This window comes from Pseudomonas sp. ADAK21 (genome assembly GCF_012935735.1).
GTDB classification, from domain to species: Bacteria; Pseudomonadota; Gammaproteobacteria; order Pseudomonadales; family Pseudomonadaceae; genus Aquipseudomonas; species Aquipseudomonas proteolytica.
Genome location: NZ_CP052857.1, coordinates 5,173,404 through 5,193,217, shown reverse-complemented (window position 1 = coordinate 5,193,217; position 19,814 = coordinate 5,173,404). Strand labels below are relative to the sequence as shown.

The following is a 19,814-nucleotide window of genomic DNA, read 5'->3' as shown; positions in this document are numbered from 1 at the left end:
CAATACCATGGGTGTCTATGACTACAAAAACCTAACCACTGAGGACTCCAAAGCCCTGTTCGCCGACGCCATGGCGATCACGTTGTATTCCTACCACAACCTGGATAACGGCTTTGCCGTGGGGTATCAGCAAAACGGCTTCGGCCTGGGTTTGCCGGCCACCCTGGTGCAGGCGTTGCTGGGCAGCAGCGACTCCCAGGGGGTGATTCCCGGTATCCCGTGGAACCCGGACTCGGAAAAGGCCGCCCTGGACGCCGTGCAAAAGGCCGGCTGGACGCCCATCAGCGCCAGCACCCTGGACTATGGTGGCAAGGTCGATGCGCGGGGCACCTTCTTCGGCGAGAAAACCGGCTACACCAGTGCCCAGGTCGAGGTCCTGGGCAAATACGATGACGCCGGCAAGCTGCTGGAAATCGGCATCGCCTTCCGTGGCACATCCGGCCCCAGGGAGAACCTGATTGTCGACTCTATTGGCGATGTGATCAGTGATTTACTGGCCGCGTTCGGGCCGGCGGACTATGCAAAAAACTACGCGGGCGAGGCGTTTGGCACCTTGCTTGGCAAAGTCGCCGCGTATGCCAGCGCGCAGGGGCTGAGCGGCCAGGATGTACTGGTCAGCGGCCACAGCCTCGGTGGCCTGGCGGTCAACAGCATGGCGGACTTGAGCAACCACACCTGGGCGGGGTTCTACCAGGACGCCAACTATGTGGCCTACGCCTCACCAACCCAGAGCAGTGGCGACAAGGTGCTGAACATCGGCTATGAAAACGACCCGGTCTATCGCGCCCTCGACGGTTCGGCGTTCAATCTGTCTTCCCTGGGCGTGCACGACCAAGCGCACGCCTCCAGCGCCGATAACATCGCAAGCTTCAACGACCATTACGCCTCGACGCTGTGGAACATCCTGCCGTTTTCCATCCTCAACCTGCCAACGTGGATTTCCCATTTACCCACGGGGTATGGCGATGGCATGAGCCGCATCCTCGAGTCGAAGTTCTATGACCTGACCAGCCGCGATTCGACGATCATCGTCGCCAACCTGTCTGACCCTGCGCGTGCCACTACCTGGGTGCAGGACCTCAATCGCAACGCCGAGGCCCACCAGGGCAGCACGTTCATTATCGGCAGCGACGGCAACGACCTGATCCAGGGCGGGCGCGGCAATGACTACCTGGAAGGACGTGCCGGCAACGATACGTTCCGCGATGGCGGTGGCTACAACATCCTGCTCGGTGGCACGGGGTTCAATACCCTGGACTTGCAGCAGTCGCTGAAAAACGTCGAGGTGGCCAACGATGGCGCAGGTACCCTGTATATCCGCGACGGCCAGGGCGGCATCAGCATGACGCGCGACATGGGCGCGCTAGTGAGCAAGGAAAGCTATCTGTTGTTGTTCAGCAAGAACGTGACCCACAGCGTGACCGACAAGGGGCTGCTGGCGGGCAAGGACCTGACCGCCTACGCCGCGTCGCTCAAGGGCGACGCCGGCGCCAATGTGCTCAAGGCCGGCGATGGCGGGCAGTGGTTGTTTGGGCTGCAGGGCGATGATCACCTGATCGGCGGCAAAGGCAACGATGTGCTGGTAGGGGGCGCGGGCAATGACCTGCTCGAAGCGGGCGGCGGGCGCAATACCTTCCTGTTCGACGGCGACTTCGGCCAGGACCGGATCCTGGGCTACCAGTCGACGGACAAGTTGGTGTTCATGGGGGTGGCGGGGGTGGGCGGGCAGTACAACTACCTCGATCATGCCAAGGCAGTGGGCAGCGATACGTTGCTGACGTTCGGCGATAATTCGGTGACGCTGGTGGGAGTGGGACTTGGCAGCCTGTCGGCAGAGGCCTTCGTCATCACCTGAAACTGTAGGAGCCGGCTCGCCAGCGATGAGGCTCTTGGTTGCTTCCAAGGCCGCCATCGCCGGCAAGCCGGCTCCTACAGTGGTTGGTCATTTTTCCTTGCGGACGGTAGCGACATCCGCCGCCTTGACCCGTACGCGCTTGCCGGCGATGTCGGTGAATTCGTAAAAACCATCAGGCGTATTGGCATTCGGCGCATCGGTGGTCAGGTACTGAGTACCGTTCTGCAAGGTCACGACGGTCGGCGTCGAGCAACCGGCCAATGCCAGAAACGTCAGTACAGCCAGCGGCAGGCCCCAGTTCTTCATGTTCATAACCTTTACTCTCATCCTTCGAAAACCCCGGGCTCAACGGCTGCGGGCAACAAATGTTACGCGGATCCACCCCCATCTGATCACTTTTATGCAAAAAGTTGCGTGTGCCACTGATCTATTAGCGATTGCAAGGCAGGCCCGGCGACGGCACTCTGTATGCATAACCAGTGTTTGCCCAAGTGCCCGTCATGTCCAACCCCCTCGAAGACCCGTTCTACTACCTGCATAACTTCCAGCAAGTGCTCGACTGGCTCGGGCAGCGCTATGCCGACGTGCTGGATGATGAAGAACAGCGTTTCATTGCGCAGTTCAGCCAAGTGCCGCAACCGGCCCAAGCGTTGCTGGTGCGCATGGTGATGCGCAAAGGGGTGCATTTTCGTGCGAGCAAGCTCAACTACCTCGAGATTGGCCCGGCTGACCAGGCCGTGCAACCATTGCTGGCCCTGGGCTGGGTCAGTGAGCAGGGCCTGCTGTCCCTGGATGAGGTGTGGGGGCAGTTGCAAAAAGGCGAGGCGCTGCAGGCGTTCAAGCCCTGGATCGAGCAGCCCAGGGGCAAGAAATCCGATTGGCTGCCCGGTTTATCGAGCCGGTTCACCGAGCCACGTACGTTCGCACAGTGGTGCCCGCAGTTGGACGAGCGTCTTTACAGCCTGGCGGTGATGGACCTGTGTGACCGCCTGCGCCTGATGTTCTTCGGCAACCTGTACCAGGACTGGTCGGAGTTTGTACTGGCGGACCTGGGGATCTACACCTACGAAAAGGTCGAGTTCTGTGCCGAGTCCCGAGGGCTGCGCCATCGTGACGATGTGTATGGCCTGCTGTTCCTGCATCAATGCCAGCAGGCCTTCGAGGCGGGCGAACCGCTGGAAGAGGTGCTGGCGCAGATTGCCACGCTGAGCACCGATAACCCCTGGCTGGAGAAGCGTCGGGCCAAGCTGCTGTTCCAGGTTGGCCAGCATTGCGAGCGGCTCGCCGAACTGGCCCTGGCCGAGGTGATCTACCGCGATTGTGCCTACCCCGGCGCCCGCGCCCGGCTGATTCGGGTGCTGGAGCGCCAGGAGGATTTCGCCCAGGCGATGGCCCTGGCCCAGGCGGCCCAGGCCGCGCCACAAAGCGCGGCCGAGCAGCAACACCTGTTGCGGGTCCTGCCGCGGTTGCGGCGCAAGCTGGGCGAGCCGGCGCTGCCCAAGCCCAAACCCCAGGTGATTCAGCGCCTGGACCTGGAACTGCCGTTCCCGGAACCGGTGGCCAGCGTTGAGTTCTGCGTGCAGGCGCACCTGGGGGATGATGGGGGGCCGGTGCACTACGTCGAGAACACCCTGATCAACTCGCTGTTCGGCCTGCTGTGCTGGCCGGCGATCTTCGCACCGTTGCCCGGTTCGTTCTTTCACCCATTCCAGCGTGGGCCGGTGGATTTGCACAGTGAAGACTTCCAGCAGCGCCGCGCCGAGCTGTTCACCGCCTGCCTCGACCAGTTGCACGACCAGCGCTACAAAACCACGATCCGCCAGCGCTACGCCGAAAAGTGGGGGATCCAGTCACCCTTTGTGTTCTGGAATGTATTGAGCGAAACACTGCTCGAGCAGGCGCTCGATTGCCTGCCTGCCGCGCACCTGCGGCACTGGTTCGACCGGCTGTTGCTGGATATCCGCGCCAATCGCGCCGGCATGCCAGACCTGATCCAGTTCTGGCCCGCGCAAAAAACCTACCGCATGATCGAAGTCAAAGGCCCGGGGGACCGCCTGCAGGACAACCAACTGCGCTGGCTGGAGTTCTGCAGCGAGCACCAGATGCCGGTTACCGTGTGTTATGTACGCTGGGCGGAGCAGGGCGCTTGAGCTACACCGTCGCTGTACGGGCATTGTGCGAGTTCACGGCCAAGGTGGGTGACCTCGATCTGCGGTTTACCCCCTCGCCCAGTGCCCAGGAAGGCATGCTCGGCCACCGTACCGTGGCGTCCCGCCGCAGCGCGCACTACCAGAGTGAAGTGGCGCTGGAAGGCCTCTACCAGCAGTTGACCGTACGCGGCCGCGCCGATGGCTATGATCCGGATCGCAATGTGCTGGAGGAGGTCAAAACCTACCGTGGCGACCTGGATGCCCAACCGGCCAACCATCGGCAACTGCACTGGGCCCAGGCCAAGGTCTATGGCTGGCTGATGTGCAGCAAGCTGGGGTTGCCTGAGATCGCGCTGGCGCTGGTGTATTTCGATATCGTCAGCGAGCGCGAAACCGTGATCAGCCAGGTGTGTGCGGCGGATGACCTGGAGGCGTTCTTCAATCGCCAGTGTGCGTTGTTTCTCGGCTGGGCCGAGCAGCAGGCGCAACAGCGACTGGCCCGCGACGCCGCCAGCACCGCTCTGGCTTTTCCTCACGCGGCCTTTCGTCTGGGCCAGCGTACCCTCGCCGAGTCGGTGTACAAGGCCGTCAGTACCGGGCGCTGCCTGATGGCACAGGCGCCCACGGGGATCGGCAAGACCATTGGCACGGTGTTTCCGATGCTCAAGGCCATGGCGCCGCAGCAGTTGGACAAGCTGTTCTTTCTGACGGCCAAGACCCCTGGCCGCAAGCTGGCGCTGGACGCGGTGCAGATACTGCACGCCAGTGCCGACCTGCCATTGCACGTACTGGAGTTGGTGGCGCGGGACAAGGCGTGCGAACACCTGGACAAGGCCTGTCACGGCGACTCCTGCCCATTGGCCAAGGGCTTTTATGATCGCCTGCCGGCCGCGCGCGAGGCGGCAGCCAAGGTCCGGTTGCTGGACCAACGCAATCTGCGCGAGGTTGCGCTCGCCCACGGTGTATGCCCGTATTACCTGAGCCAGGAGATGGCGCGCTGGTGCGACATGGTGGTCGCCGACTACAACTATTACTTCGATTTTGGCGCGATGCTGTTTGGCCTGGCCCAACTCAACCAATGGCGGGTCGCGGTGCTGGTGGACGAAGCCCATAACCTGGTGGAGCGGGGGCGCGCAATGTACAGCGCCGACCTCGATCAATTTGCCCTCAAGACCTTGCGCGATACCGCCCCCGAGCCGTTGAAAAAGCCGTTGCAGCGGCTCAACCGTGAATGGAATGCGCTGCACAAGGAGCAGGTCACGGTGTATCAGGCTTATGCCAGCAAGCCTGACAAGCTGTTGCAGGCCCTGGCCCTGTGTACCAGCGCCATGGGCGAGTATTTCAATGATCACCCGCAGGCGCTCACGGGCGAGCTGCAAGGCTTTTATTTCGAGGCGTTGCAGTTCGCCAAGGTGGCGGAGCTGTTCAACGAGCAGTTTATTTTTGATATCGCTCAGCGCGACCCCCAGGCCAAGCGTCGCTTCTCGCGCTTGAGCCTGCGGAACGTGGTGCCGGCCGAATTTATCCGCCCACGCTTGACGGCGGCCCGCAGCAGCGTGCTGTTTTCCGCGACCCTGAGCCCCCGGCATTACTATGCCGACCTGCTGGGCCTGCCGGCGGACACCGCGTGGGTGGACGTGGAATCGCCCTTCGATGCCGCGCAGTTGCAGGTGCACATCATCGACCGCATCTCCACGCGCTTTGTACATCGCCAGGCGTCCCTGGCCCCCATCGTGGCGTTGATCGCCGAGCAGTTTGAGCGTACGCCGGGCAACTACCTGGCGTTTTTCAGCAGCTTCGATTACCAGCAGCAAGTGGCGCAGTTGCTGGCCGAGCGGTATCCGTCGATTCCAACCTGGCATCAATCACGGGGCATGGCCGAGGCCGAGCGCCAGGCCTTCCTCGACCAGTTCACCCAGCACAGCCGGGGCGTGGGCTTTGCCGTGCTGGGCGGGGCGTTCGGCGAGGGTATCGATTTGCCCGGCGCACGCTTGATCGGGGCCTTTATCGCCACACTGGGCCTGGCGCAACTCAACCCGGTCAACGAGCAGATGAAACTGCGCATGGGCGCGATGTTCGGTGCCGGTTATGACTACACCTACCTGTATCCCGGGATCCAGAAGGTGGTGCAGGCGGCAGGCCGGGTGATTCGCACCCAGCAGGACCAGGGGGTGGTGATGCTGATCGATGACCGTTTTGCCGAACCCAAGGTGCGGCCGCTGCTACCGCGCTGGTGGTCGGTGACCTGAGGTATTTGCCCCGTCAATGATGCTGGCGCGGGGTGCGCCGGTGGGGCAGTCTGCAGCAGTCCCCCCCATGGAGCTGCGTGATGAGTGCTATCGAACAACAGACGATCCAGGTCAATGGCATTCAATTGAGCCTGCATATCGCCGGCCCCGAGAGTGGCCCACCCGTGTGGCTGCTCCATGGTTTTCCCGAATGCTGGCACTCCTGGCGCCAACAGATCCCCGTGCTGGCCGCCGCCGGGTATCGCGTATTTGTGCCTGAAATGCGGGGCTATGGGCGCAGTAGCGCGCCCGCCGAGATTGCCGACTACGACCTGTTGACCCTATGCGCGGATATCCAGGGGGCCATGGACCTGTTCGGCCATCAACGGGTAGCGATGGTCGGCCATGACTGGGGCGCGGTGGTGGCGTGGCACCTGGCCTTGCTGGAGCCTACGCGTATCAACGCGCTGGTCACGATGTCGGTGCCGTTCGCCGGTCGTTCCCGCAGGCCGGTGATCGAGATCATGCGTGAGCTGTATGCCGAACGGTTCAACTACATCCTCTACTTCCAGCAGCCCGGCGTGGCGGAGCAGGAACTGGAAGCCGATATCGAACGCACCTTGCGTCTGTTCATGCAGGACCAGGATGTATTCCTGCAGCAAAAGCCAGCCACGGCCACCTTGCTGGACGGTGTCGCGCTGCCAAGCGCCTTGCCGGCCTGGTGCAGCCAGCACGACCTGGACATCTATGTGCAGACCTTTGCCAATGGCTTTCGCGGGCCGCTGAACTGGTACCGCAACTTCGAGCGCAATTGGCAGCGCACCGAGTTCCTGGCGGGCCGACAGGTGTTGCAACCGACGCTGTTTTTGATCGGCGACCGCGACCCGGTGGGGGTGTTTGAGGCGCATACGCTCAAGCGCATGCCCGAGGTGGTGCCGCAGTTGGAGCAGCAGGTGCTGGCCAACTGCGGGCACTGGATCCAGGTGGAGCAGGGCGCGCAGGTCAACACGCTGATGCTGGAGTTCCTGCAGCGTTAGCCCTTGGCCTTGGCCAGGAACGGTGCCAGGCGTCGGCCCATTTCCTCACCGAGGGCCTGGAGGCCGCTCAAGGGGCGGACCATCACTTCGAATTCGATGATTTGCCCCTCTTCGTTGAAGCGGATCAGGTCGATGCCCTTGAGCTGTTTGTCGCCCACTCGCGCGCTGAACTCCAGCACCACGTTGTGGCCGTCGGCGCTGGCCAGTTCTCGGTGGTATTGGAAGTCCTCAAACACAGTAAACACGGTGTTGAGGATCATCGACACGACGGGGGCGCCGGGGTAGGGGGTGTGGGCCATCGGCGAGCGAAACACCGCGTCAGGTGCCAGCAGTTCGGGCAGGGCCTTGAGGTCGGCAGTGGCCAGCATGGTGTGCCAGCGCTTCAGGGTATGGGCGGCCCCAGGGGATAATTGCAGAGCTTCGGACATGGTCTGTACCTGTTCTTATGAGTGTTGAGCAACCATAAGAGCAGCCGTGAGGTGGGATCAATGATCCAAACTGACAGTTATATGTCTGGAGCAAACACCAGACCTGTGGGAGCGGGCTTGCCCGCGATAGCGGTGGGTCAGATGATCAATTTCCGACTGTTCCACCGTTATCGCGGGCAAGCCCGCTCCTACAGTGTTATGCAGGGTTTACACCACTTCCAGGTAGGAACTGTGAATCGCCCGCGCCAGCTCGCGCACGGTGTCGATGAATTCGGTCAGCCGGCTGTGCAGGCCTTCCTCCAGGATCTCGTCGATACCGGTATAACGCAGCCGCGCCTCGAATTCGGCAGCCAGGCGCTGGGCCGTGCGGCCGTAGCTACCTGGCAGGTCGGCGAGGATATGGCTCAACTCTTCGATACACGCATGCAACGAGCGCGGTACGTCACTGCGTAGCAGCAGCAACTCCGACACCGAACGCGCGTTCAGCGCATTGGGGTACAGCTCGGTGTAGGCCTCGAATGACGACAAGGCACGGAGCAGGGCGCTCCACTGGTAGTAGCCGCGGGCGGACAGGTCGCTGACTTCCTCGGACTCTTCGCCAAACATCTCGTAGCGCGCATCCAGCAGGCGCAAGGTGTTGTCGGCGCGTTCGACAAAGGTGCCCAGGCGGATAAAACGATAGGCGTCGTTGCGCATGATGGTGCCGGAGGTGGCGCCACGGAACAGGTGCGAGCGCTGTTTGACCCAGTCGCAGAAATGGCTGATGCCATGGCGTGCCAGGCCGCCGGCGGCGATGCTGCGCATTTCCAGCCAGGTGGCGTTGAGGTTTTCCCACATGTCGGCGGTGATCCGCCCACGCACCGCATGGGCATTGCCCCGGGCAGCGCGCAGGCAGTTGTAGATACTGGCCGGATTTTCTTCGTCGAGGGCGAAGAAGTGCAGCATGCGCTCGGCGTCCAGCTGTTGATGGCGTTCCAGATAGCTGTCCAGGGTGCCGCTGCTGAGCAGCGACATCGCCAGTTCGTCCAGGCCATCACTGCGTCCGGCCTGGGGCATCAACGACAGCGAATAGCTGACCTCCAGCATGCGCGCCAGGTTTTCCGCGCGTTCCAGGTAGCGCGACATCCAGTACAGATCTGCGGCGGTTCTACTCAGCATACTCAGCCCTCCACCACCCAGGTGTCCTTGGTTCCGCCGCCTTGCGACGAGTTGACGATCAATGAGCCTTCGCGCAGCGCCACCCGGGTCAGCCCACCCGGCACCAGGCGGGTCTCCTTGCCCGACAGCACAAAGGGCCGCAGGTCGATATGCCGTGGCGCGATGCCGTTTTCGACAAAAGTCGGGCAGGTGGACAGGCTCAAGGTCGGCTGGGCGATATAGGCGTGGGGCCGGGCCTTGATGCGTTGGCGGAAGTCCTCGATCTCGGCGGCCGAGGCGGCCGGGCCCACCAGCATGCCGTAGCCGCCGGAGCCCTGGGTTTCCTTGACCACCAGTTCGGGTAAGTGCGCCAGTACGTGGGACAGCTCAGCGGGGTTGCGGCACTGGAAGGTCGGTACGTTCTGCAGCACCGGTTCTTCATCCAGATAGAAGCGGATCATCTCCGGCACGTAGGGGTAGATAGACTTGTCGTCGGCCACGCCGGTGCCGATGGCATTGGCCAGCACCACGTTGCCAGCGCAGTAGGCCGCTACCAGGCCGGGAACGCCGAGCATGGATTCCGGGTTGAAGGCCAGCGGGTCAAGGAAGGCATCGTCGATGCGCCGGTAGATCACATCCACTGCTTTGGGGCCGTCGGTGGTGCGCATGAACACCTTGAGGTCGTGCACGAACAGGTCGGCGCCTTCTACCAGCTCCACCCCCATTTCCCGGGCCAGGAACGCGTGCTCGAAGAACGCACTGTTAAAGCGCCCCGGGGTCAGCACCACGACATTGGGGTTGTCCAGGCGACTGGCGCTTTTCAGGGTCTTGAGCAGCAGGTTGGGGTAGTGATCCACTGGCGCGATGCGCTGCTTGGCAAACACTTCAGGGAACAGGCGCATCATCATTTTGCGGTCTTCGAGCATATAGCTCACACCGCTGGGTGTGCGCAAATTGTCTTCGAGCACGTAGTAGGTGCCGTCGCCATCGCGCACCAGGTCGACACCGGAGATGTGCGAATAGATATCGCGATGCAGGTCCAGGCCGACCATCGCTTTTTGATAGCCTTCATTGCCCAGCACCTGCTCGGCGGGAATGATCCCGGCCTTGATAATGCGCTGGTCGTGGTAGATATCGGCGAGGAACATGTTCAGCGCATTGACCCGCTGGATACAGCCGCGCTCGATCACGCTCCACTCACTGGCGGGGATGCTGCGCGGGATGATATCGAAGGGAATCAGGCGTTCGGTGTCTTGCTCGTCGCCGTACAGGGTGAAGGTGATCCCGGCGCGGTGGAACAGCAGGTCGGCCTCGCGACGGCGTTGGGCCAGCAGTTCCGGCGGCGTGTTGGCCAGCCAGCGGGAAAAATCCTGATAGTGCGTACGGCACACGCCATTTGCGTCATTCATTTCATCAAAGAAAGATCGAGCCATTCCAATTACCTTGTCAGTGCCGGGTGAAACGTTGCAGGCACTGCCGCTTTAGAAAACGCATTGTTATGAGCCCGTGGCTTTTGGCGCCAACGGACCTTGTCCTTACTTTCTTTTGGAGTCGGCTCTGAGTCGGGGGGTAACGTTTGCTCCTGTGTTCACCTGGGCAGGCAGGGGATTTAAGGAGTAAAGCAATGGCTGTGCCGAAACTGCGTTTGTAGGGATTACACAGTGTGTAAGCCCGTTATCGGAGCGGCCTGCGCAAGTGCAGTGCGCCCCAGGCATACGCCATGCTCCATTACGGTGCAGTTGATTGACCTGAACTTCGGGCATCACCGGTTCTTCTAACGGGATTACGCACCGTAAGGATCACCGATCGTGCCCCGGATCATTTCCCCCCATAGCCCCGAATCGGCGCTGACTGACCATACCGAACACAATGCCAAGATCTTTGGCTCGCCCAAGGACCGCCTGGATTTCTACCGCCGGGAAATCCAATACGAAACCACCATCCTTGCCAACCGCACCGATGCTTACCTCACCGCGCAGTCGTTCCTGGTGATTGCCTTTGTGTCCTGCATGGGCAACCTCAACCCCGAGTGGGGCAAGCTGTTCACCCTGGTGGTGCCGCTGCTGCTGTCGATGCTCGGCGTGTTCAGCTCGCTCAACGCCTGGCCTGGCATCCGCGCGGCCTACGACATCATTGACCACTGGCACTTCAAGCAGAGCGAGTTGTTGCGCAGCGAACCGGTGATGGGCATGGCCTACGATGAGTCGCCGCTGTTCTGCGAGACCGAGTCGTCGCACAAGGGCTATCGCAAGTCATTACTGTTTTCGGTGCGTACACCGTGGTTGTTCACGGTGTTCTGGATGCTGCTGGCGGCGTTTGCGTTTTATATCCAGGTGGATAATCCGGGGTCGTGACCATTGATCAGCGCGGCTCGTTTGAACTGAACTTCACCCATCTCCGTGGCGCCTTAACTGTACATCAGCTTGGAAGGAGGTCCCCATGAGCGCCAATCACAGTCAAGACCCGCAAGTCAGTGGCAGGAATGATCCGGCCATCGATGACAACACGCATAAAGTACCCGCTCCCGGTACGGCCCCCAAGGACCCGCAACCCGCGACTGATGAGGTCGCCAAGGACAACGAGTACAGCCCGGACTTCAAGCCCGAGCGCGAGCCCAAGCCAGAAACGGACGCTGACGTTGATACCCCGGGTGGCTAGGGCGATGCATACCCCAGCCGAAGAGGAGCCGATCAATGATCCGGGCAATGAAGACCCGGGATCGTTGATGGACGATGCGCAGGTGCCGCTGATCGAGCAGGATGATTTGGCTGAAGAAGGCGATGCTGACGCTTAGCGTAGGGCATCAGCCTGGGCGAGATAGCCATCAACAGAGCATCACTGGCCCGCTAACGGCGGCAGCCGGCGCTTGACCGGGGTTTTCTTGACGATGGCGGTGTTGGTTTCGGCGTAGGCGTTGAGACGGTCGAGCAAGGTATCCAACTGGTCCATGGTGCGTACGTGCAGTCGGGCGATAAAGCAGTCATCGCCAGTGACTTTGTCGCACTCGGTAAACTCCGGGATCGCCTGAATCTGCCGTTCCACCTCTTGTAGCTGGCCGGGCAGGGGGCGGATGCGCACGATGGCTTGCAACAGATAGCCAAAGTGCTTGGGGTCGATATCCACGGTGTAGCCCTTGAGGACTCCGCGCTCCTCCAGGCGTCGCAAACGTTCGCCCACGCTGGGCGAGGACAGGCCGGTAATGCCCGCCAGGGTCTTGAGCGAGCAGCGCGAGTCGTCCATCAGGGCGGCGATCAGTTGTTGGTCGATAACATCAATCATCCTGGGCTCCTTAAGCAGATTGGCTGTATTGCCTAATAAGAATAGGTAAGGACCACCTTTTACCTTCTGCAGGCGCTGGAGCCTGATTGGCGCAGGTTGCCATAATTTAGCCTCATTCGAGGAGCTAAATCATGGACACATCCATACGTCGCGGCTCATGGGAAATGGTCGGCGCCATGCTGATTTCCGGCACCATTGGCTGGTTTGTGCTGGTGTCTGGGGTGCCGGTCATCGAAGTGGTGTTCTGGCGTTGCGTCATCGGCGGCCTGACTCTGCTGCTGGTGTGCTGGCGGCTGGGGTATTTGCGGGGCGGATGGTTAAATTACTCGACACTCGGCTGGGCGATGTTGAGCGGCGTGGCCATTGTCGGTAATTGGCTGTTGCTGTTTGCGTCTTACGCCAAGGCCTCCATTGCGATCAGCACCGCGGTCTATAACGTGCAGCCGTTCATGCTGGTGATGCTCGCGGCGTTGTTTCTTGGCGAAAAGATCACCACACAGAAGCTCGTCTGGTTGAGTGTGGCTTTCGTGGGCATGCTGGCGATCGTCAGTGCCCATGGCGAGCAGCAGGGCAGTGGTGATCATTACCTGTTGGGCGTGGTGCAGGCGATAGGCGCGGCGTTTTTGTATGCCGTCGCTGCGCTGATCATCAAACGTCTGAAGGCCGTGCCGCCGCACCTACTGGCACTGATTCAAGTGACTACCGGCGCGGTGCTGCTGGTGCCGCTGGTCTCGTGGCAAAGCCTATCGGCGCCCGTCGATGCCTGGGCCGCGCTGTTGACGCTGGGCGTGGTGCATACCGGCCTGATGTACGTGCTGCTGTATGGCGCGATTCAAAAACTGCCGACGGCATTGACCGGGGCGCTGTCGTTCATCTACCCGGTTGCGGCGATCCTGGTTGACTGGATGGCCTACGGGCATCGCTTGGGCTGGGCACAGTGGTTGGGGGTTGCGGCGATATTGCTGGCGGCGGCGGGGTTGCAGCGGGGTTGGTGGTGGCGTGCTGAACACGAGCTGCCGACATCCAGGCGCCCCTTGTAGGAGCCGGCTTGCCGGCGATGGCGATCTGGAGGGCGCTATCGCCGGCAAGCCGGCTCCTACAAGGGCGTGGGTCAGTGTGGTGCGCGGGGGATGGTCTTGAGCAGGTCGGCCGGGCTGATATGCCCCACGACCTGCTGCTGCACGCCGCTGCCCGGCAACGGCAAGTCGAGGATATGGCCTTTGATCTTGCCCACCACGTGCATTTCGCAAGGCTTGCAGTCGAACTTCAGGGTCAACACCTCATCGCCGTGAATCAGCTGCATCGGTGCAACCTTGGTGCGTACGCCGGTCACGCCCTTGGCCTGCTTGGGGCACAGGTTGAAGGAGAAGCGCAGGCAATGCTTGGTGATCATCACCGGCACTTCACCGGTTTCTTCGTGGGCCTCGTAGGCCGCGTCGATCAATTTCACGCCATGGCGATGATAGAAATCGCGAGCCTTCTGGTTGTAGACGTTGGCCAGGAACGACAGGTGCGACTCCGGGTACACCGGTGGTGGCGTGGTTTCAGCTTTGCGGCCTCCACGGGGATGGGCCTCGACACGGGCCACTGTCAGCGCTTCGATCACATCTCGGCGCAGGGCCTTGAGCTGTGAGTTGGGGATGAAATACGCCTGCGGCGCATCCAGTTCGATGGCCGTGGCGTGATACTGGGTGGTACCGAGTTGGCCGAGCAGGTCGCGCAAGGTATCCAGCGCCTGTTCCGGTTTGTTGGCCACGCCGAACGGGCCGGGCAGGGTGGTGCTGGCACTCACCCCCTCTTCACTGGTGGCGGTCAGTTGCAGTTGGTCTTCGCGCAGGCAGGCTTGCCAGGACACACCAATCCGGCGCTCGGCGGAGGTCTTGAGCAGCGCTTGCTGCCAGTTGTGGTCCAGGTTGCGGTTGAGCGGGTGATTGGGCCGCAACTGATGCAGGCCCGCCGGCATCTCGTTGGGCTCGACGCGGTAGCGGTAGCGCTTCTCGCCGTCTTCGTCGAACTCACCCTTGGGCTCGGCGATATTGGCGCGGAAACCCACGACTTCGCGCTTGATCAGCACGTTCAAACCGTCACCGTTGGACAGCGGCTCATGGGTGATGACCTGCAAGTCGCGCTTGCCGGCCTTTTCCACCACGCCGACTGGCAGGCCGGTAAAGGTTGGGGTGTCGAAGGCACCGATATCGATCTTGCGATCACTGACGAAGTAGTCGGTACTGCCACGGTGGAAGGTCTTTTCCGGGTCCGGCAGGAAGAAATGCGCGGTGCGGCCGCTGGAGGCGCGAGCCAGGTCGGGGCGGTCCTCAAGGATCTCGTCCAGGCGCTGGCGGTAATAGGCGGTGATGTTCTTCACATAGCCCATGTCCTTGTAGCGGCCTTCGATCTTGAACGAGCGCACGCCGGCATCTACCAGGGCGCGCAGGTTGGCGCTCTGGTTGTTGTCTTTCATGGACAACAGGTGTTTTTCAAAGGCGACAACACGACCCTGGTCGTCCTTGAGGGTGTAGGGCAGGCGGCAGGCCTGGGAGCAATCGCCACGGTTGGCGCTGCGGCCATTTTGCGCATGGGAAATATTGCACTGCCCGGAGAACGCCACGCACAACGCGCCGTGGATGAAGAACTCGATGGCGGCATCGGTTTCATCGGCAATCGCGCGGATTTCCTGCAGGTTCAGCTCGCGGGCCAGCACCAGTTGGGAGAATCCGGCCTGATCGAGGAACTTGGCCCGGGCCAGGGTGCGGATGTCGGTCTGGGTGCTGGCATGCAGTTCGATGGGTGGGATATCCAGCTCCATCACGCCCAGGTCCTGGACGATCAGTGCATCAACCCCTGCATCGTGCAACTGGTGGATCAGCTTGCGGGCCGGTTCCAGTTCGTCGTCATGCAGGATGGTGTTGATGGTGGTGAACACCCGGGCGTGATAACGACGGGCGAATTCCACCAGTTGGGCGATCTCGCTCACGTCGTTGCAGGCGTTGTGGCGGGCACCGAAGCTTGGGCCGCCGATGTACACGGCGTCGGCGCCGTGCAGTATAGCCTCGCGCGCGATGGCGACATCGCGGGCAGGGCTGAGCAATTCCAGATGATGCTTGGGCAAGGACATAGTTTTTTTAGTCAGGCTTGTCACGGTTGAGGTGCGCATTGTAGCCGTGAATCGCCGGGGGGGCACCCGCTGGATGCCCAATGGCGCGCAGGGCTCAGCCTTTGGCTGCCATCGCTGTGACTTCGACGCGCATGCCGTCGACCGCCAATGCGGCCACGCCAACCGCCGCGCGTACTGGCCAGGGTTTGGCAAAGAACCGTTTGTAGACCTCGTTGAATGCGGCGCGGTCGGCCATGTCGGTGAGGTAAATGGTCAAGTGCATGACCCGGTCCATGCTGCTGCCGGCACGTTCAAGCGCGACCTTGAGGGCTTGCAGGGTGCATTCGCTTTGCGCGGTGATATCGCCCAGTTCCAGGCTGCCATCGGCGCGCACCGGGATTTGCGTGGAGACCAGGATGCCGTTGAAGCCGATGACGTCGGATGAGATGGAGTCTGGGTCGAGGTCGGGGGTGTAGTCTAGGTGGCTCATGGAGGCTCTTTTATTCAAGAAGTGGATCAGGCCGGCAGTTTACCCGGGGTCAACGTGTGCCACAGCTGATTTGAGAGTTAGATGATGTCGAAAACGGGTGGCTAAAATGCCACTATTGCGCACAAGTACTTTGCTGGCCTGGACATTGGAGCTTTAAAGACATGAAGGTTAAACATTCACGGGTCCAGCATGGCGTAGGCCAAGGTTCTTTTCATTCGGCCACGGTAGAGTTTGAGGCGGTCAGCGGCACGCATCGGTTTGACTACATCTATGATTGCGGGGCGATGGTGGCATTCGGACGGGAAGCCCCGGGACTCAAGCACGCCTTGCATCGGCTTTCGCTGGAGCAGAGGGCGGCAGGCGGGGGCAGGGCAGTGCTTGACCTGTTGATCCTGTCTCACTTCGACGCCGATCACATGAACGGCGCAAAGAAACTGATAGAGCGCTACTCGGTCGATCGTATCGTTTTGCCCTACCTGGGTATTGAAGAACTGGCACTGGTGATTGCCAGCCAGGCACATGCATTTGACGAGCGCACAATCGAGCAGCTACACGGCCTTGCCAACAATGCCAATACGTTTTGGGGCCACCCTGTCACGATGGTCAAAATCGGCTCGCGGAATACTGAAGATGGCACGTTTCAACCTCGGGCGGCAGAGGGCACCGAGCAGCCCTCCACGCAAGAGTTTCCACGGCGCGTTCCGGTGATCCTGCAGAGCACTGGCGCCGCGCCAGGGATTGTCATGCTGGATAACGACAACTTGATAGCCGGGCCATCCGTCGCCGGGATTGCCGATGCCTGGAAACTAAGATTCTGGAACCGTGGCTTGGACCCGGCCCTGGGCGGGCTGATCATTGAAGCTTTGGCACATATACGGTTTCCGGTTGCCGCCTTGAGCGATCAAAACAATGGTGCCCGGGACATAATCGCCTGGCTTAATGTCAAGCCCCCCAAGGGGCGAGCAAAGAAGGGCCACGGTACGACAAAATCCAGTGGCCCGAGCGGCAATCGCGATTTAGCGGTTGCCGCTTACCGCGAAGCCATCTTGAAATACAAGCCAACCTGGCTGAGCGAGACCAATGGCGACCTACTGGCTAATTTCTTGTCGCTGGGCTTGTATTCGGGGCCAGCGTTTAATGCTGATGTGTCAACCATTTGGTGTAGGACTATCCACGACGATTTCCACTATTTCTATAAGTACTATCCATCACTGCCACCGAGGGAGCGCTTGCTCCCAGGCTGGATCGGTACAGGCGATGCACCGCTGGGCGAACCCGCGATCTGGCAGGATTTTAAAGCCCATTACACAGTTGAGCTTCCCCAGACCCAAACCGTAGTAATGCCGCACCATGGGGCAGCACCGGTAGCGAGCACACGTTTTTACAACGCCGGTCTGAATCATCGCCAAGGAGTGAACTCCGTCATTTCATACGGCGCCCGAAACAGTCATGGCCATCCTCATCCATCGGTACTGGCGGGCATTACCTATATGGACGGCCGATTGTTGTTAGTTAATGAGCAAACCCGCCTAGGCTTTCAGGAAATCTATTTGTTTGAGCATCCTTAGCCGCACAAGGCTTATCTTCGTAGGCGAACCGAATACCGTCAGGAACCCCCTCATGCATTTATTTATCCGAGCGGCGCTGTTGCCAGTGGCCATTTTTGCCCTCGACGCACACGCCCAGACGGGACCTTCGTTCAAGTGCAGCGCGCACCTGACCAGCTCAATAGAGACGCTGATCTGCGGCAGCGAAGCGCTTAGCGCCCTTGATCGTCAAATGGCGAGCACCTACAGCGCCGCGCTAAAAAAGGCCGGTAGCCAGGCCAAGATGCTCAAGGCCCAACAACGTGGCTGGATCAAGGGCCGCAATGACTGCTGGAAGGCTGATGACAGACAGGCCTGCGTGCGTGACAGTTACAAGCAGCGGTTGGTTGAACTGCAGCAATGAATCGTCTGCTGTTTGTTTCTCTGGACGGGCCCAAGGGCACCGGAAAAACCACACTGCTGGAAGCCGTTACCAAAGCACTAAGGGCGGACAACAAAAAGGTCATCCGGCTGTGCGAGAAAAAAAGCGATCCCTTTAGACGGGAAACAATGGCCCTCGTTAACAAGCTGGTCAGAAATCCCTCGCGGGACCTGGAGTTGGAGATTTGTGAACGGCTCGCTGACAGCCGTGCGTGGATTTCTCAACACGTCCTGGCTAAACAGCCGCCCGGTAGCATTGTGTTGATTGATCGCTGGTACCCATCCGATGCAGCGTTTCGCCGCATAGTGCCGTTTGCAGAGATTCTGCAATTGAACATTGACCGAAACGTGCGAGTACCGGACTTGCACGTGGGGATTGTCACCGCACCAGGTGTTTCATGGGCGAGGGCTGCGGCGCGACGGCGTGGACTGAGCAGCACGGTGATCCATAGGTTGGAAGAACATGTGACGTGTACCGAGGCGTTCGAGCGAGCGGTTGCGGATCACGGTTGGGTTTTATGTCGTAATGAAGGACCGATCGAAGACGCAACAAGGCAGGTGGTTGCTGAGATCTATAGGGTGGTTGGCCAGAGGTGAGTTAGTAATCTATGACTTACGTGGCTTATGAACATATCTGACATAGCATCCGATTTAACATAATATACATTATGCGAACCAAGTGGGCTGTCCTTCAGGGGCTCTGTTCGGTGCATTTCACTAAGCGACATAGAACCAACCGCACCCCAGATTCAAAAGCAGCCACCGTCGCCCTCGCTGACCTGCCTTCGTTTGACCCTTGTGCCATCGGACGTTTACGGCGAGTCAGCACACCGTTCACCAACGCTGTGGTGAAATTGATAACGTTGCCCGTCATAACGCAGTACTGGGAAACAAAAGCCCGGGCCGCCGACTTCGATATCAGGCCAACCATTACTGCCTTTGCTAGCGAGAAACTCAGCGACGCCGCTTTCTTTGAGCATGAGTTTCCAGTGACCGTCAGGTTGCTGGCTGACTAGATAAAATCCAGTACCTGCTTGCCCATAACAGTCAGTGCTGCCTTCGGTAATCAAGGCATCCGGCCGGCCGTCACCGTTCAGGTCTTCAACCAACTCCATGGTTGCCGGTGTGTAGCTACCTGTTGTTTCGATTTCGCACTCCGACGCCTCTTGGTTAAATCCAGCAGCGCGGAACGCTTTTATCTGCTCGCTACGCGGCAGTTCATCCGCCAGCGCCGTGGCACTGGTCACGAAACATGCCACCCATAGACCTGACGTAAGCATTCCCCGCATATAGACCGTCCCTTTATGATGCTCAAATGTTAAGTATCGTGCATGTGCCCACACTCGCGCGAAGGATGAGCTAGCTTTGTCCTTTTAATATAAGGAATAAATATAACTAAACTAAATATCCATTTAGTTTAGTTATAGTTCAACCGAGTCGGATCCGATTACCTACTCTATTTTTCACGGTGAAAATCAGATCGAACGCCGGAGGAATCGACCTCAAATTTAGCGGCTAGATCAGCAAGGTGTCAGGCGATAAATGCATCCCTCCTCCCCTATTTGCCCTATGAATGTTGCCGTAGGATTGGTCAAGTCCTCGTGCTGATGCGCTGCGGGCATGCCCGCTCCTACGGGTTCTGAATGATTGAGGCAACCTGCCCTCAAATCCTCATCCTCTGGCCCAGCTTGCTGCCTGGCGATGTCACAGCAACCCACACCTCATGTTTGGCGATGGCCACCGATTGGACACGTGCTGCAGGACGCTCATTATTCCCAGAGGCCGCCGCAATACCGATCCAACCAAATCGCCCCAGGTGTTCCGTACGCAAAGAAACCCCGCCCGAATCTTATAGATCACCGGAGGTTTACTCTGCGTACGCAATATTGGCCAAGTTGCCGGATATTGGCGTGAATGCTTCGTGTGGCTCAACGCCGAATAGCGGCACCTTGTCACTCAATGGGTTTAACGGGAGTCGTTGTAACACCAGCCACGCTTGCACTATTCCCCATATCGGGATGCAGTTCAGCCTTGCCATTCAAGAAGTCCAACGCGCGTTGCCGCTCAACAGCCGTCATGGCAGCGAGCCTGGTCGAAATAGCCTTCAGTTCATCGTCGTAGATCTTATTCATGTTCGTTCTCCTCATAG

The 19,814-nt window shown here is 60.1% G+C and carries 20 protein-coding genes; 11 read left to right on the top strand and 9 right to left on the bottom strand.

Annotation, left to right across the window (positions count from 1 at the left end; genetic code table 11):
* Nucleotides 1–7: 7 nt before the first annotated feature.
* Nucleotides 8–1,855 (top strand): polyurethane esterase, encoded by a 1,848-nt coding sequence (locus tag HKK57_RS23385; protein WP_169390866.1) that lies wholly within the window; start codon nt 8–10, stop codon nt 1,853–1,855.
* Between the two features lie 87 nt (nt 1,856–1,942).
* On the opposite strand, the gene HKK57_RS23380 is transcribed toward HKK57_RS23385, so the two are convergent.
* Nucleotides 1,943–2,167, bottom strand: coding sequence for a YgdI/YgdR family lipoprotein (locus tag HKK57_RS23380; protein ID WP_029299958.1), 225 nt, complete (start codon nt 2,165–2,167; stop codon nt 1,943–1,945).
* A gap of 188 nt (nt 2,168–2,355) precedes the next feature.
* Between HKK57_RS23380 and HKK57_RS23375 the strand changes: the two genes are divergently transcribed.
* From HKK57_RS23375 to HKK57_RS23365, 3 genes are all read left to right on the top strand, one after another.
* Complete coding sequence (locus HKK57_RS23375; RefSeq protein WP_169390865.1) at nt 2,356–4,005, top strand: VRR-NUC domain-containing protein; 1,650 nt, start codon at nt 2,356–2,358, stop codon at nt 4,003–4,005.
* Nucleotides 4,002–6,254 (top strand): ATP-dependent DNA helicase, encoded by a 2,253-nt coding sequence (locus HKK57_RS23370; protein WP_070994868.1) that lies wholly within the window; start codon nt 4,002–4,004, stop codon nt 6,252–6,254. The genes HKK57_RS23375 and HKK57_RS23370 overlap by 4 nt, the downstream gene beginning before the upstream one ends.
* A gap of 80 nt (nt 6,255–6,334) precedes the next feature.
* Nucleotides 6,335–7,270 carry an alpha/beta fold hydrolase gene (locus tag HKK57_RS23365; RefSeq protein ID WP_169390864.1) on the top strand — a complete coding sequence of 312 codons (936 nt, stop codon included), beginning with the start codon at nt 6,335–6,337 and terminating at the stop codon, nt 7,268–7,270.
* Here HKK57_RS23365 and HKK57_RS23360 read toward each other — a convergent pair.
* From HKK57_RS23360 to HKK57_RS23350, 3 genes are all read right to left on the bottom strand, one after another.
* Entirely contained in the window at nt 7,267–7,698 is a 432-nt protein-coding gene (locus HKK57_RS23360; protein WP_169390863.1) for a nuclear transport factor 2 family protein, read from the bottom strand. The two genes, HKK57_RS23365 and HKK57_RS23360, sit on opposite strands and share 4 nt — an antisense overlap.
* Nucleotides 7,699–7,905: 207 nt before the next feature.
* A complete protein-coding gene (locus HKK57_RS23355; protein ID WP_029299950.1) occupies nt 7,906–8,856 on the bottom strand; it encodes an alpha-E domain-containing protein in 951 nt (316 codons plus the stop codon).
* Nucleotides 8,857–8,858: 2 nt separating this feature from the next.
* The gene (locus HKK57_RS23350) at nt 8,859–10,268 is read right to left on the bottom strand and encodes a circularly permuted type 2 ATP-grasp protein (protein ID WP_070994866.1); all 1,410 of its coding nucleotides are present in this window, start codon (nt 10,266–10,268) and stop codon (nt 8,859–8,861) included.
* 375 nt (nt 10,269–10,643) lie between these two features.
* On the opposite strand from HKK57_RS23350, the gene HKK57_RS23345 reads away from it, so the two are divergent.
* From HKK57_RS23345 to HKK57_RS27185, 3 genes are all read left to right on the top strand, one after another.
* Nucleotides 10,644–11,189 (top strand): hypothetical protein, encoded by a 546-nt coding sequence (locus HKK57_RS23345; RefSeq protein WP_029299945.1) that lies wholly within the window; start codon nt 10,644–10,646, stop codon nt 11,187–11,189.
* An 85-nt stretch (nt 11,190–11,274) separates the two neighbouring features.
* Complete coding sequence (locus HKK57_RS23340; RefSeq protein ID WP_169390862.1) at nt 11,275–11,493, top strand: hypothetical protein; 219 nt, start codon at nt 11,275–11,277, stop codon at nt 11,491–11,493.
* A gap of 4 nt (nt 11,494–11,497) precedes the next feature.
* Entirely contained in the window at nt 11,498–11,629 is a 132-nt protein-coding gene (locus HKK57_RS27185; RefSeq protein WP_256324310.1) for a hypothetical protein, read from the top strand.
* A 41-nt stretch (nt 11,630–11,670) separates the two neighbouring features.
* Here the strand turns inward: HKK57_RS27185 and HKK57_RS23335 are convergent, their stop codons facing one another.
* Nucleotides 11,671–12,114, bottom strand: a complete 444-nt coding sequence (locus HKK57_RS23335) for an Lrp/AsnC family transcriptional regulator (protein WP_070994865.1) — start codon at nt 12,112–12,114, stop codon at nt 11,671–11,673.
* Between the two features lie 131 nt (nt 12,115–12,245).
* Here HKK57_RS23335 and HKK57_RS23330 point away from each other — a divergent pair, with 131 nt between their 5' ends.
* On the top strand, nt 12,246–13,154 hold the full coding sequence (locus tag HKK57_RS23330; protein ID WP_169390861.1) for a DMT family transporter: 909 nt from the start codon (nt 12,246–12,248) through the stop codon (nt 13,152–13,154).
* A gap of 71 nt (nt 13,155–13,225) precedes the next feature.
* On the opposite strand, the gene HKK57_RS23325 is transcribed toward HKK57_RS23330, so the two are convergent.
* Nucleotides 13,226–15,229, bottom strand: a complete 2,004-nt coding sequence (locus tag HKK57_RS23325; RefSeq protein WP_104912341.1) for a peptidase U32 family protein — start codon at nt 15,227–15,229, stop codon at nt 13,226–13,228.
* A gap of 94 nt (nt 15,230–15,323) precedes the next feature.
* Nucleotides 15,324–15,698 (bottom strand): RidA family protein, encoded by a 375-nt coding sequence (locus HKK57_RS23320; protein WP_169390860.1) that lies wholly within the window; start codon nt 15,696–15,698, stop codon nt 15,324–15,326.
* Nucleotides 15,699–15,859: 161 nt separating this feature from the next.
* On the opposite strand from HKK57_RS23320, the gene HKK57_RS23315 reads away from it, so the two are divergent.
* Genes HKK57_RS23315 through HKK57_RS23305 form a run of 3 tightly spaced genes read left to right on the top strand, consistent with a single transcriptional unit; the run spans nt 15,860 to nt 18,262 of the window.
* Complete coding sequence (locus HKK57_RS23315; RefSeq protein WP_169390859.1) at nt 15,860–17,266, top strand: hypothetical protein; 1,407 nt, start codon at nt 15,860–15,862, stop codon at nt 17,264–17,266.
* 52 nt (nt 17,267–17,318) lie between these two features.
* A complete protein-coding gene (locus tag HKK57_RS23310) occupies nt 17,319–17,648 on the top strand; it encodes a lysozyme inhibitor LprI family protein (RefSeq protein WP_169390858.1) in 330 nt (109 codons plus the stop codon).
* Complete coding sequence (locus tag HKK57_RS23305; RefSeq protein WP_169390857.1) at nt 17,645–18,262, top strand: dTMP kinase; 618 nt, start codon at nt 17,645–17,647, stop codon at nt 18,260–18,262. Before HKK57_RS23310 ends, HKK57_RS23305 begins: the two co-directional genes overlap by 4 nt.
* 215 nt (nt 18,263–18,477) lie before the next feature.
* Here HKK57_RS23305 and HKK57_RS23300 read toward each other — a convergent pair whose 3' ends face one another.
* Nucleotides 18,478–18,912 (bottom strand): hypothetical protein, encoded by a 435-nt coding sequence (locus HKK57_RS23300; protein ID WP_169390856.1) that lies wholly within the window; start codon nt 18,910–18,912, stop codon nt 18,478–18,480.
* Between the two features lie 705 nt (nt 18,913–19,617).
* On the bottom strand, nt 19,618–19,797 hold the full coding sequence (locus HKK57_RS23295; RefSeq protein ID WP_029291708.1) for a hypothetical protein: 180 nt from the start codon (nt 19,795–19,797) through the stop codon (nt 19,618–19,620).
* Nucleotides 19,798–19,814: the final 17 nt, after the last annotated feature.